This is a genomic window from Bacillus atrophaeus (assembly GCF_001584335.1).
GTDB classification, from domain to species: domain Bacteria; phylum Bacillota; class Bacilli; order Bacillales; family Bacillaceae; genus Bacillus; species Bacillus atrophaeus.
In genome coordinates this window covers 234,999-247,965 of the sequence record NZ_LSBB01000001.1, presented here as the reverse complement: position 1 = coordinate 247,965, position 12,967 = coordinate 234,999, and the positions used below count along the sequence as shown (strand labels likewise).

Below are 12,967 nucleotides of genomic sequence, written 5' to 3'. Positions count from 1 at the left end.
ATGTACTTGAAATGGAAAGGAATGAGAGTGATGGAAATACAGCAAACACTGATTCATGAGAAAAAAACAATGACCGCGCGGGACCATGCTGTGTTTTTATGTATGGTGTTCTGTTTTTGGTTCGCCGGCTATATATACGTTCCAGTCTTTGGCCTTTATTTAGAAGATAAGAGCTTTTCTTACGGAGCGATCGGAATCATCCTCGGAAGCTATGGCGTGACGCAGATTCTCCTGCGTTTTCCGCTCGGTCTGCTTGCGGATTTCCTTTTCAGCCTTCGCAAGCAATTGCTGATCACCGGTTTTTTATTCTCTTTGATCAGCAGTCTGCTTTTTTTATATTTTGATTCATTCATAATGGTGTTGACCGCTCGGCTCTTCGCAGGCATCACAGCGTCAATGTGGGTGATGGCAACGATTATCTATGCTCAGTATTTCAATCATGAAAACGCGTCAAAGGCGATGGGGACTATGCAATTTTTCACCGTGATGCCTCAGTTTATCAGCATTGTGTTTTGCGGCTTTGCGGCAGCCCATTTAGGCAGGCATGTACCATTTTGGATGGCGTTAGCCGCGTCTGTTGCAGGGCTTATCATCTGCTGTTTTATAAAAGACCCCTCATCTTCGCCGGGAACACGAGAAACCATTTCCATCTCGCAATCTATCAAAGAAACGCTGGTTCTGCCGAATCTGAAAACGCTCACAACGCTTTCTTTAACGGCTCACGCTATTCTATTTATGACCGTTTTTGGTTTTACCCCCGATCTATACAAATCGGCTCGGGATGAACGATATCGAGCTGCTATGGGTGATGAGCTCCTTTTTCCTCCCACATGCAGCTGCGACTTTAAGTCTTGCAGTCTTTCATTTTACCAAACATAACATTCGCCGAACGCTGATTACCTGTTTTGCCGTTACGGGGATCTGCTTATGCTGCATTCCCCTCTCGGCCTCATTACTTTCGATTTGTTTCACCCAAGCTGTCATCGGGCTGGCGCTGGGTTTCGTGTTTCCTTTGCTGCTGGGTCAGGCCGTGGATATCAGTTCAGCTCGTTTAAAGATGTCAGTCATGGGGTTTTATCAATCATTTTACGCACTCGGTATTTTTATCGGTCCGATGCTTGCCGGAAAAATTGCACAAACATTCGGTTTGAATGACGTGTTCATCGCTGCCGGCATCTTGGCGTTCGCCGCCCTTGGTATAATACTCATAAAAAGAAATTATATGATAGATTAATATGTTTTATATCGCCGAAAACACCAGACGGATAAAGCGGCGAGCACTACAATACACAAGACGGAAGCCGCAAGTGTCCAGCCAAAGAAGTCGCTCCATTCCCCATGCACCAGCATATGATCCGCCTGCGTTCTCAATACAGACGGCAGCCAAACCGTATGATCTGGGGAGAGGGACACTGCCAAAGACACTGCAGCCACCAATCCTATTCCGGCCGCGGCGGCTGCTCCGATTGAACGAAATACGGTACTGCCTAACAAACCGGCGGTCATGACGAAGACAACCCAGAGGGAATACACGCCAAGACTGGATAAAAACCGGGCGGAGTCCGTACCGTCAAACAGCATATGTACGTAGTAATAGGCGAGGCCATATCCAGCCGCAAAAGACCCTGCCCCGATCACACTATGAACGATCCATTTGCTCAGTATATAGTAGACAGCCGGTACAGGCCGAGACATGATGAGAGCGAGGACGCCTTGATTTCGTTCATTCGCCACGCTGCCCATCACGCTGAAAATCAATAATGCCGTTCCAAGTACGCTGAACTGGGACAGCGTGCTGATCATCACTTCATTTCCCGAAGGCATGGTAAAGTTTATGGCTACGCCGTCGGGTAAATTCCCCGCGTTTTCGATGATTTCAGGCATATAATATAAGCTGAGCGGCTGCGTTAATCCGACAATCATCATGGCGATTGGAAGCCATATCAGCCTGCCGCTTTTCAGCGCTTCAAACCATTCCTTTTTTAAAAGAACCATACATGTCTTCATTGCGAATGCACCACCTTGATGTATACGTCTTCAAGCGATTCCGATTTTTGTTCAAAATGAGTAACCGTCATTCCCCTGTCTAAACAATTCCGCAGCAGCGTACCGCTGAAAGCTGTATCTTGAAGTTCAAAAACAGCTTGGGACCCATTTTTGTAGACAACATCTGAAACAAAAGGCAGGTCCTCCAGCCAGCCTTTAAGTTCTTCTTTAACGGCTAGGACGAAAACGTTCGTTTGATACTGATCTTTCAGTTGCTGCAAGGCGCCTTGCCAAGAAATCGAGCCCTCTTTTAAAATAACGACTTGATCGCAAACCTGCTCTGCGTCATGAAGAACATGTGTAGAAAATAAAACAGCCATATGCTTCTTCAGCTCCTTCATCATCTCAAGAACCTCCATGCGGCCTGTCGGGTCCAGGGCGGACACCGGCTCATCCAAAATCAAAAGCTTCGGTTTATGAAGGAGAGCCTGTGCAAGTCCGAGCCTTTGCTTCATTCCTCCTGAAAACCCGCCGATTTTTTTGTCTGCCGCTTCCTCAAGACCGACAAATTCCAGCATAGGGGCTATTTCCTTAAGACACTCTTCTTTTGAAAGGCCGGAGAGCTTCCCGGCAAAGGATAAAAACTCTTTTGCGGTCATCCACGAATAAAAAGATGGATATTGAGGAAGATAGCCGATCTGGCGCCGATCTATCCTGTGCTTGCCCAACATTTCAATGTCTCCTGAGGTTGGAGTTAAAAGCCCCGCCAGCATTTGCAGCGTTGTCGTTTTCCCCGCCCCATTCGGACCAAGCAGAGCAACACATTCATTTTCTTTTACGCCAAAGCTTATATTCCGCACAGCTTGATGCTGCTGATATGTTTTTGTAAGACGGTTAATTGTCAGCATGCCATTCTCCTATCTCTGTTTTCTTCCTACAGTAAAAAATAAAATCGGGCCGATAATATTGAGACAAATAATGACTGCAGCCCACATCCACTTCGGCCCATTTGTTTCTTTTTCCCTTACACAAGTGATGAGCGCAAATACTGCCAGAACAGCCTGCAATACGATCAGCGGAAGAATCATTTCCCAAGAAATACTCATCGTTACAGCCTCCTTTTTTTTCGATCAGGTTTGATAACAAAAAAGTAATAACAAAGAATAGGCAGCGGTGCTTGAATAAGTCCGATAAGTCCCCACATCCATGCCAATCGCCCTCTTTTCTTCGCATCAACAAATAAAAAGATTCCCTGAGACAAAACGACCAGATAAGCAAACACAACAATGAATATCTCATTTTGGCTCATCTGCGCTTCACCTCTATTACAGGGGGCTGTCTTTTTTTCTCAGCCATGACCAGAACCGGAAGGCTGAGAAACGCACATGCTTGTAAGAAAATAAAGACTGCCGGAATTTGAGAAACGGCTAAGGCAAAGATACTCACCACAGCCAGCGCACAAAATAGAAACGCGATACCTTCTTTGAGAATGGATTTTCTTCGGACTTCTTTAAAATGCGATAACTGCTGAAGCAATTCTTTCTGATCGGGAACGGCGGGTTCTGCACTCTGGTCAATTTTATCGAGCTCTGTTTGCAAATGTGCGGAAAGCTTCTCTTTATTCATCGGCCCACTCCTTTCTGATTCGGTGTAATCCTTTATGCACCCTTGACTTCACTGTCCCTTCCTTTATGTGAAGAATCACCGCGATCTCCGAATAGGTATAACCGTAATAATGCCTCAACAAAACCGGTGTACGAAGATCGGGGGCAAGCCTCGAGAATGCCTCAAGCGTCTCGCTCCACTCATTTCCTTTAGCAGAAATATCCCATTTCAGTTTGCGTACCGTTTCGTCTGTAAAGGTTTGCTGCCGCCGCTTTTCTCTCTTTCTCTTTTTTTGATGATCAAGGTACAGCCGTGTGGCAATGGAAATCAGCCATGTAGAAAATTTTGACCTTCCCTGAAAGCTGTGCAAATGCATATATCCTTTCAGAAAGGTTTCTTGAAGCAAATCTTCACTGACATCGGGATTGAGTGAAAGCTTCAATAGATACTTATATAAAAATGTGTAATGGTGCTGGAAAAGGGTTGTAAATGCAGCGTCATCCCCCTCTTTAGCCTGCTGAATCAATTGCTGCTCATCTGGTAGCTCCAAAGGTTGCCGGCCCCCTTTTCTTGTCGTTCTGTCTTATGAGACGACATCAATTATCAGATCGTTCATTTTTTTATCATTTATTTCTTAGTATCGCCATTTATAATTTTACCGGTATTTTCCGCTGACCGTTATTTGTAAACGGCGGAGCAGTCTGTTAAGCTAAGACTTTATGTCAAACAACTTACCTATTGATATATCAAATTAAGCAAAACAATATTTTAAAAACATATGGGGGACTGTCTAGTGAAAGTTGAAAGGCGAACGATTGAACACATTCCGAAAGAAGAAAGACATGGAAAGGCCAAAGATTTATTTCCCGTGTGGTTCGGGGCAAATATGCATATTACAACATTAGTAACCGGCACTCTGCCCGTGGCGATGGGGCTTAATCTATTTTGGAGTGTCGCTGCCATTATTTGCGGAACCTTGATCGGCGCTATCTTTATGGCTTCCCATTCCGCGCAAGGCCCTCAGCTCGGCATCCCGCAAATGATTCAAAGCCGTGCCCAATTTGGGGTGATCGGAGCAATTCTTCCTCTCTTTTTAGTTATGTTTATCTACTTAGGTTTCTTTGCGAGCAGCACGATCCTCGCAGCCAGCACTTTAAGCAGCTTTGTACCGATTCCCGGAACATGGAGTATTATCGGTTTAAGTGCCGTTTGCTTTTTACTCACCATTTACGGCCATGATTTGATTCACAAAATGCAAAAAATTCTCTCCTGGACTTCTTTTGCCGTATTTCTCGCTGCGACTATCATTATTTTTCAATTACCGATTCCGGCAGGCAGCTGGGTTCCCGGTACTTTAAACCTGCCTGTTTTTTTGGTCGCAATCAGCGCTGTGGCCACATGGCAGCTCGCATACGCACCTTATGTCGCTGATTATTCGCGATATCTGCCCATGAAAACGCCGGCCTCCAAAACGTTTTGGTACAGCTATGCCGGCACCTCGGTGAGTTCAATTTGGATGATGGTTCTCGGCGCACTGCTGACAACGTCACTTCCTGACTTCACCACAAACTCAGGAAACCAGATTGTTCAGCTATTCGGACCTTTTTCATTCATTATGCTGATTATCGTTTTGTTTGGACAAATGGCGATTAATGTCTTTAACCTGTACGGCGCTTTTATGTCTACTACCACAACACTTGAGCCGTTTCTCAAAATGAAGGTCACCCCAAAAACCAGGATTATCATGATCCTGTGTGTGACAATCGCAGGTGCGGTGTTAAGTCTGCTCGGGCAAAGCAATTTCATGGAGCTGTTCTTGAATTTCATCTTTTTTATTAGTTATTTCCTAATTCCGTGGACGGCGATCAACTTGGTTGATTATTACTTCGTCCGTCACGGGAAATACCATGTCAAAGCGATGTTTGATGTAAACGGACAGTACGGAAAAGTGAACTGGATTACATCGTCAGCCTTTGTTCTGTCGATCTTGCTGGAAATTCCATTTATCAATACATCCTTTTACATCGGCCCGCTGGCGGAAATGTTTGGCGGAGGAGACATCGCTTGGGTTGTCGGCTTAGCCGTGCCTTCTGTTCTTTATTATGTTCTCATGAAATCCCGGTTGAAAAAACAAGCCGCTTATTAAAAAAAGCTGTCTTCATTGGAAGACAGCTTTTTTTATTCAAATCGTTTCCATACACGAGGCAATAGGGCGGACAGTTCATGCGCCAGCAGCGTATGAGGCGAGTGCTCTTCGGACCATAGTTCGGCGCATATACCATGAAGGTATACCGCATTCAATACGGCGTGCTTTGCCTCCCGGTGGCAGCACAGCATTCCCAGCATCATTCCTGTCAGCGTGTCGCCTGTTCCGCCTTTAGCCAGCGCCGCATTTCCCGCCGCGTTGTACCAGCATTCTCCGTCAGGAAACGCCACGATGGTATGTCTGCCTTTTAAAACAATTGTTGTTTGCAGCTGATGCGCCCATTCTTTCGCATAACCCGCTCTGTCCTTTTCCAAATCTTCTATTGAAACGCCTGTCATTCTAGAGAATTCTCCGGGATGCGGTGTTACAATGATCGGAGCTTTGCGCTTTGGATAAGAACGCTTTGTGAGGGCGCCGGCGTCGAGAATGACGGGGCAATCCCCAGCGATCACATGATCAACGGCCCGCTGAACGTCTTTCGTTTGCGGCAGGCCCGATCCAATCGCCGCCGCCCGATAAGATTCCTCGAGCGGCGATTGTGCGGCTTTTTCCCATCCGTTACGCCAATATGTCGCCTCGGGCAAAACCGGAACAATCAGCGGAATCACACTTTCTGACGTGCCGATGACAAGCTTGCCGAGACCGCTGCGCATGGCCCCCAGTCCTGAGAGAAGAGCCGCGCCCGGCATGTCATCGCTTCCCGCCAGCAGCAAAGCCGTTCCGAACGTGCCTTTGTGGCTTGAGGCATCTCTTTTTGGCAGTGTCTCCCTCACGTGTTCTTCCGTCCATTCACGTACCTGCTCTTGATTACTCATCTTCATACCTCCTCTGGCATCTACTACATATATTCCAAACAATGCCGCTTTTTAAACAAAAAAAGACAACCTCTTCAAAAGAAGCTGTCTCTATCTTACAGGAACATCAAGGTGATAAAGTCTGCGGTACCGTTCATTACCCGCCAGCAGTTCCTCATGCGTCCCTTCCATTTCTGCTTTGCCGTTTTCAAGAAATACAACCTTATCAGCCGCTTCAACACCTGCCAAATGGTGAGTAATCCACAGAATAGTTTTACCCTTCAGCACGTCGAATATCGTATCAAGAAGCTCTCTTTCCGTAACCGGATCAAGGCCGACAGTCGGCTCATCGAGAATAATAATCGGCGTGTCCTGAAGCAATATACGGGCGAGTGCAATCCGCTGACGTTCTCCTCCGGAAAAGCGGATTCCCGTTTCTTGGACAGACGTGTCGTAGCCATCAGGCAGCGATTCAATGTAATCGTGAAGCTGTACCTGACGTGCGGCCTGCCGGACATCCTCATCACTCGCCTGTCCGTTTCCAAGCCTGATATTGTTCAAGATGCTGGTATCAAACAGGTGAGGCTTTTGATTTAACACGGAAACGGCTTCCGCGATCTGGTCATCAAGCGACGCTGTTTCCATTCCATTTAGCGTCACCTTGCCGGAATCGGGGGTCAAAGCCCCTTCAATAAGTGCCAGCGATGTTGATTTGCCTGATCCGCTCCTGCCAAGCAGCGCCATTTTTTCGCCTTGGCGAAGCGTAAAGGAGAATTGATTCAGCACCTGTGAGCTGTCATCATAAGAAAACGCCACATGATCAAAGCGGAGTGTCACATCGTTCAGATCAAGTTTCTCCGCTGCCGGTGCAATTCGCGCTGTCTCTGTCTGAGGCGCCGTTTTGTTCATCCTTCTAACAGAGTCTTGATAACCGGGCACTTCTGTCAGCGCATCGGAAAGCGGCAAAAAAGCTTCCGTCAGTGGAAAAATGACAAGCACAAAGGCCGCGATCATTGTTCTAGCAAGCTCCCCGTCCGCATTCTGTCCGGCTGTCCAAAACAGCATGAGCAAAATGAGGCCCGCGACAAGACATTGGGCGGCAAAATCCCGCCATCTCGTAAAGCGCTGCCTTTTCTGTTCTATCTCAAACCATGCGTTTTCTTCTTTTTCATATGACTCAACAAATGAATGCTGACGGCCGCTGAACATCCAGTCGCTTACACCCAAGACAGCATCGGTAAGCCTGCTGTACAGCGCATTCCGGCCGCTCTTCAGCCTTGTGTTTTTTGCTTTAGTCACAAGCAGCGACACAACCGGAAACAGCACGACAAGCACAAATAAATAAATGGCCATCAGCGCAGCAAAAGACCAAGAAAAGAACCCGAGCGCAATAATAGACACAGCGTATAACAGCAAGGCTGAAATCGCGGGGAAAACGGTTTTCAAAAAAGCGTCCTGCAAATGTTCAATATCCTCAGCCAATATCCCGAGCATGTCACCCGTGCGAAAGCGTGAACGCAGCATCAAAGCGCCCGGCTCAAGCATTTTGTAAAGGCGGACTCGCATATCAGACACGATTTTTAAAATGATATGATGGCCGACAAGCCGTTCCGCATAACGGGAGACAGAACGCGCAATGCCAAAGGTGCGCACGGCTACGATCGGCACATAAATGAGCAGGATATTCTCGGGCCTTGTTGCGGCTTTAGAGATTAAAAATCCTGATGTGAACATGAGAAAAGCGGCGGAAAAAATCGTAACCGCGCCCAAACATACCACAAGGACAAACAAGCGGGCATTTTGTTTGATATACGGCCGTATCCATTCTTCTTTCTTCATGCTCTTTCCCCCAATTGTGCCTTCACGAGTTTGGTGTACACACCATTTTTCGCTAACAATTCATCATGAGTTCCGATTTCCGCCACGGCGCCGCCGTCCAGCACGATAATTTCATCCATATCAAGCATCCAGTGGAGCCTGTGCGTCGCCAGAAACACAAGCTTATCCTCAAACAAATCAAGCATTGTTTCTTTGATTTCATACTCTGTTTCGATATCAAGATGAGCGGTCGGCTCATCTAATAACAGAATCGGACGGTTTCCTAAAAAGGCCCGGGCCAGTGCAACCCGCTGAGCCTGGCCGCCGCTGAGTGATCTGCCGCCTTCACCGATCCGTCCCTCAAGCCCGCCAGGAAGAAGGCCGGCAAGCTCAGAAAGCCCCGCTGATGCCGCGGCACGCGCCGCTTCCCCTGAAGAAGCATCTGGATGATAAAACCGGATATTGTTCATTAATGTATCATCAAAAATATACGGGTGCTGCGGAATGTATAAGAGGTTCTTCTGCCAATCGTCCGCCTGCAAATGGGAACGTGGTGACCCTTTGACCTCAATTGTGCCGCTATCGGTCTCCAAAAAGCCGCCTAATACATCAATCAGTGTTGATTTCCCCGCACCGCTCGCTCCAATGATCCCAATTTTCTTTTTCCCTTTAATAGAAAAATTGATATCCGATAATGTCTGGTGAACAGACACACCAGACAGGACCAGCTCATCTTGATCAGACCATTTACCAAGATCAAGAGGCGCCTCTTGTTTAAACCCGGGCTGCGCCAAAACGGCTTGAATCGCCTTGCCGGCTTCTTGCCCGTTTAAGGTTGCATGATAATCATTTCCTACCTCTCGCACAGGAAGAAAGTATTCCGGCGCGAGGATTAAAGCAGTCAGCGCGGGACCGAGAAGAATGTGCCCTTCAATGAGACGCAGGCCGAGAAACACAGCCACTGTCGCCACCGACAGCATTGTAAAAAAATCGAGGGCAAAAGAGGATAAAAACGCCACCCGAAGCGTGCTCATCGTTGCTTTTCGATACCGTTCACTGACATGGAAAATGTTTTTGCTATGCGACCTGCTCAGTCCTAAAAACCGCAAAGTCTCTAATCCGCGCAGCGAATCAACAAAGTGATTGGATAAGGTCTGATACGATTTCCACTGCCGGTCTGCTTTCTTTTGCGCCACAAGGCCGAGAAGAATCATGAAGATGATCAAAATCGGCAGGGCCAGGATTAAAATAACGGCAGACGTCCTGTCTTGAAAAAAAACATAAATCACAACAGCCGCAGGCACGACAGCCATGCTGACCATTTTCGGCAAAAACAGCTCAAGATACCGGCGAAATTGGCTGATTCCCTCCATCGCTAACGTCACCATTTGCCCTGTCCCTTCTTTCCTCACAAACCGAGGGCCTAGGCGGAATAATTGGTCGAGAAAGCTTTTTCTGAGATCAGCACCTGTCTGCGCCGCATATTGATATACGATTTTCTGACGGACAAGGGTCACGGCATGACGAGCCAGAAAAGCCAACAGGAAGAAGCCGATAACCGGATACAAAGCGGTAATCCGCTTTCCGTTAAACAGTCCGGTTACCGCTTCACTCAACCATTCTGCCTGCATAATAATGGCGGCTGTTTGAATCAGAGTCAAAACCGTAATCATTGTGAGAATCCGCTTCATTCCTTTATAAAGAAACAGGTCTTTTCCCATTAATAAATCATAGGCTCCTTATGACTGACGCGCTTCCGGAAAACATAATAGCTCCAGATCTGACTGCCGATGACAAACGGCAAAAGGGTTAAAGCTGCAAATGTCATGACTTTAAGCGAGTAATCACCGGAAGAAGCGTTAGCTACTGTTAAATCATACGTGCTTTGCAGAGAGCTGACCATGACACGCGGGAACAATGAGATAAATATCATGGCTACCGTTATGGCAAGCCCGGCACCAGTCATCGCAAATGTCCAGCCATCCTTTTTCTTGCGGATAAATACCGCCGCAAGCGTGTGACAGATCACAATCAGCACGACAAGAGGTACGGTTATTTCGCCCCGGCGTGTAAACATATCAGTTTCATAGGCGGACAGCGCTGCAAAGGCAAGCACTGCGACAAGTACCGCTCCCATTACCTTTTTCGCCATTTGACGCGCCCGGTCTTGCAAATCACTTACCGTGCGCAGCGTAATAAACATCAATCCGTGCAGGAAGCAAAGAAGCGTCACCGTCACACCGCCAAGAACTGAATACACATTAATATAATCTGAAAATCCAGCGTGCATATTCATATCCGCATCGATCGGCATACCTCGGAATAAACTTGTAAATAAAACACCTAACACAAACGGCGGGATCAGACTGCCAAAGAAAACAACCCAGTCCCAGATTTTCACCCATTTCGGATGATCGACCTTGCCGCGGAACTCAAATGCGACACCGCGGCCCATCAAAGCAAGCAGGACAATCACAAACGGAATGTAATAACCGCTCAGCATTGTGGCATACCAGTTGGGAAACGCTGCAAATATCGCTCCCGCCCCTGTCAAAAGCCACACTTCATTCGCGTCCCAGAACGGGCCTATCGTGTTAATCAGCACTCTGCGCTCTATTTCATTATTCCCTAGAAAACGGGTAGACATGCCGACTCCAAAATCAAAGCCTTCCAAAAAGAAAAATCCGACAAACAATACGGCAACCAGTATAAACCAAAGATCATGAAGAGATGCCATGGTATACCTCCTGACTAAATGGATCTGTGGTTACCGGAACATCTTTATGATCATCATGCTCCGCACCTTTTTTAATTTCACGAACAAACAAAAATACAAGTAAAGCCCCAAGTATCAAGTACATCACACCGAACGAAATGATAGAGAATAGTAGAGAGCCTGACGTTACATTAGGCGACACGGATTGAGCCGTCGTCATTAATCCCATGACCGTCCAAGGCTGACGTCCGATTTCTGTCATAATCCACCCCGCGGAGTTTGCAATAAACGGGAAGGAAATCAATGCGATCATGATGCGCAAATACCATTTGCTGTTTTCCAGCTTTTTGCGGCGGTTTAGCCAAAGGCCGCCTAACGCAGCAAGAATCATGACAACACCTGCTCCAACCATAATGCGGAAGCTCCAGAACGTCGTTTTGACAGGCGGAATATAGTCGCCTTTTCCGTACACTTTTTCGTACTCTGCCTGAAGTGTTTTCATCCCTTTGACACTGCCGCTGAATTTTTGATAAGCCAGATAGCTCAATGCGTAAGGAACTTTGATTTCATTTGAGCTCTTTTCATTTTTCGTATCAATTGTGGCAAAGGCAGTCCAAGCAGCAGGGTCGCCGCTGTCTTCCCAAAGCCCTTCACTGGCAGCCATTTTCATTGGCTGTGACTCCATCAAGTGTTCAGCCTGCATGTGTCCGCTTAAGGAGACGCCAAGTCCTGCGCAAAGGCCGACAATCATTGCAAGTTTGAAAGATTGTTTAAAGAATGGCACTTCTTTTTTCTTCAATAGTTTAAAAGCACTCACACCTGCGATAAAGAAAGCGCCTGTCGCAAGCGCGCCGAAAATCACGTGCGGAAATTCAACCCAAAGCTGCGGGTTCGTAATCAGCGCACCAAAATCATTCATCTCCGCACGGCCATTTTTAATCGTAAAGCCGACCGGCTCCTGCATAAAGGAGTTGGCTGTCAAAATCCAAAAGGATGACATGATCGTACCGAAGGACACAAGCCAAATACAGAGAAGGTGTACCTTTTTAGATAAACGATCCCAGCCGAAAATCCACAAACCGATAAAGATAGATTCCATAAAAAATGCTAATAACGCTTCAATCGCAAGCGGCGCGCCAAAGACATCTCCGACAAAACGGGAATAATCAGACCAGTTCAACCCGAACTGAAATTCTTGCAAAATCCCAGTCACAACACCGACCGCAAAATTTATTAAAAACAGATGTCCCCAAAACTTAGCCATTTTGAGGTAGCTCTCTTGTTTTTTCACAACATAAAGAGTCTCCATTAATGCAACCATAAAAACAAGCCCGATTGACATTGGCACAAACAAGAAGTGAAACAAAGTCGTTGATGCAAATTGAAAACGGGCCAAAACTAATTCACTCATGCGGTAATCCTCCATTCCTGTTTCAAAATAGTATTGCTCAATGTTTCACAAATCAGGTTATGATATTGATCACCATTTCACAAAATAGACTAAAATATTGTTCAACATTTCACAAATACGTCAAATTATGTTCCCATTGATCGCTAATGTAATAGTTTAAGCAATCTTCACATGGTTCATAATAAGTACTTTACAACGATTTGCTTCAAAAAAAAAGACCAATATACCTAAAAAACGGTTTATTTTGTGACTGATTATTGTCTAATTTGTAGCTGATTTATGACTGAGGCTAGGAAAAATGACCCTCTATTATCGTACATCAACTCAGAAAATCACGCGAATAAAATGCTCCTTTCACTGCAAAAATGATGGTAAACCAGCTTTCCGATGATGTTTTCCGCTTTCTCATCGAACAGCGGCAGCCTTTGTTT

The 12,967-nt window shown here is 46.4% G+C and carries 12 protein-coding genes and 1 pseudogene; 2 read left to right on the top strand and 11 right to left on the bottom strand.

Annotated features, from left to right (window positions below; all coding sequences use genetic code 11):
- Nucleotides 1-30: 30 nt before the first annotated feature.
- Nucleotides 31-1,234 (top strand): annotated as a pseudogene (locus AXI57_RS01190) (MFS transporter).
- On the opposite strand, the gene AXI57_RS01185 reads toward AXI57_RS01190, so the two are convergent.
- The 6 genes from AXI57_RS01185 to sigY are packed head-to-tail and all read right to left on the bottom strand — an operon-like array spanning nucleotide 1,231 to nucleotide 4,141.
- Entirely contained in the window at nucleotides 1,231-2,007 is a 777-nt protein-coding gene (locus AXI57_RS01185; RefSeq protein WP_061669015.1) for an ABC transporter permease, read from the bottom strand. The pseudogene AXI57_RS01190 and the gene AXI57_RS01185 sit on opposite strands and share 4 nt — an antisense overlap.
- A complete protein-coding gene (locus AXI57_RS01180; RefSeq protein WP_010790346.1) occupies nucleotides 2,004-2,894 on the bottom strand; it encodes an ABC transporter ATP-binding protein in 891 nt (296 codons plus the stop codon). The genes AXI57_RS01185 and AXI57_RS01180 overlap by 4 nt, the downstream gene beginning before the upstream one ends.
- Before the next feature lie 9 nt (nucleotides 2,895-2,903).
- The gene (locus AXI57_RS01175; RefSeq protein ID WP_003326337.1) at nucleotides 2,904-3,092 is read right to left on the bottom strand and encodes a PLD nuclease N-terminal domain-containing protein; all 189 of its coding nucleotides are present in this window, start codon (nucleotides 3,090-3,092) and stop codon (nucleotides 2,904-2,906) included.
- A 2-nt stretch (nucleotides 3,093-3,094) separates the two neighbouring features.
- Nucleotides 3,095-3,295 carry a hypothetical protein gene (locus AXI57_RS01170; protein ID WP_061572126.1) on the bottom strand — a complete coding sequence of 67 codons (201 nt, stop codon included), beginning with the start codon at nucleotides 3,293-3,295 and terminating at the stop codon, nucleotides 3,095-3,097.
- Nucleotides 3,292-3,612 (bottom strand): YxlC family protein, encoded by a 321-nt coding sequence (locus tag AXI57_RS01165; protein ID WP_061572125.1) that lies wholly within the window; start codon nucleotides 3,610-3,612, stop codon nucleotides 3,292-3,294. The genes AXI57_RS01170 and AXI57_RS01165 overlap by 4 nt, the downstream gene beginning before the upstream one ends.
- Nucleotides 3,605-4,141 (bottom strand): RNA polymerase sigma factor SigY, encoded by a 537-nt coding sequence (sigY, locus tag AXI57_RS01160; RefSeq protein WP_010790349.1) that lies wholly within the window; start codon nucleotides 4,139-4,141, stop codon nucleotides 3,605-3,607. Before sigY ends, AXI57_RS01165 begins: the two co-directional genes overlap by 8 nt.
- 243 nt (nucleotides 4,142-4,384) lie before the next feature.
- On the opposite strand from sigY, the gene AXI57_RS01155 reads away from it, so the two are divergent.
- A complete protein-coding gene (locus AXI57_RS01155; protein WP_061669014.1) occupies nucleotides 4,385-5,737 on the top strand; it encodes a purine-cytosine permease family protein in 1,353 nt (450 codons plus the stop codon).
- Between the two features lie 32 nt (nucleotides 5,738-5,769).
- Here AXI57_RS01155 and AXI57_RS01150 read toward each other — a convergent pair whose 3' ends face one another.
- From AXI57_RS01150 to cydA, 5 genes are all read right to left on the bottom strand, one after another.
- On the bottom strand, nucleotides 5,770-6,612 hold the full coding sequence (locus AXI57_RS01150) for an NAD(P)H-hydrate dehydratase (protein ID WP_061669013.1): 843 nt from the start codon (nucleotides 6,610-6,612) through the stop codon (nucleotides 5,770-5,772).
- A gap of 90 nt (nucleotides 6,613-6,702) precedes the next feature.
- The gene (gene cydC, locus AXI57_RS01145) at nucleotides 6,703-8,430 is read right to left on the bottom strand and encodes a thiol reductant ABC exporter subunit CydC (protein WP_061669012.1); all 1,728 of its coding nucleotides are present in this window, start codon (nucleotides 8,428-8,430) and stop codon (nucleotides 6,703-6,705) included.
- Entirely contained in the window at nucleotides 8,427-10,130 is a 1,704-nt protein-coding gene (gene cydD / locus AXI57_RS01140) for a thiol reductant ABC exporter subunit CydD (RefSeq protein ID WP_061669011.1), read from the bottom strand. Before cydD ends, cydC begins: the two co-directional genes overlap by 4 nt.
- On the bottom strand, nucleotides 10,130-11,146 hold the full coding sequence (gene cydB / locus AXI57_RS01135) for a cytochrome d ubiquinol oxidase subunit II (RefSeq protein ID WP_061669010.1): 1,017 nt from the start codon (nucleotides 11,144-11,146) through the stop codon (nucleotides 10,130-10,132). The genes cydD and cydB overlap by 1 nt, the downstream gene beginning before the upstream one ends.
- Nucleotides 11,130-12,536 (bottom strand): cytochrome ubiquinol oxidase subunit I, encoded by a 1,407-nt coding sequence (gene cydA / locus AXI57_RS01130; RefSeq protein WP_003326327.1) that lies wholly within the window; start codon nucleotides 12,534-12,536, stop codon nucleotides 11,130-11,132. Before cydA ends, cydB begins: the two co-directional genes overlap by 17 nt.
- Nucleotides 12,537-12,967: the final 431 nt, after the last annotated feature.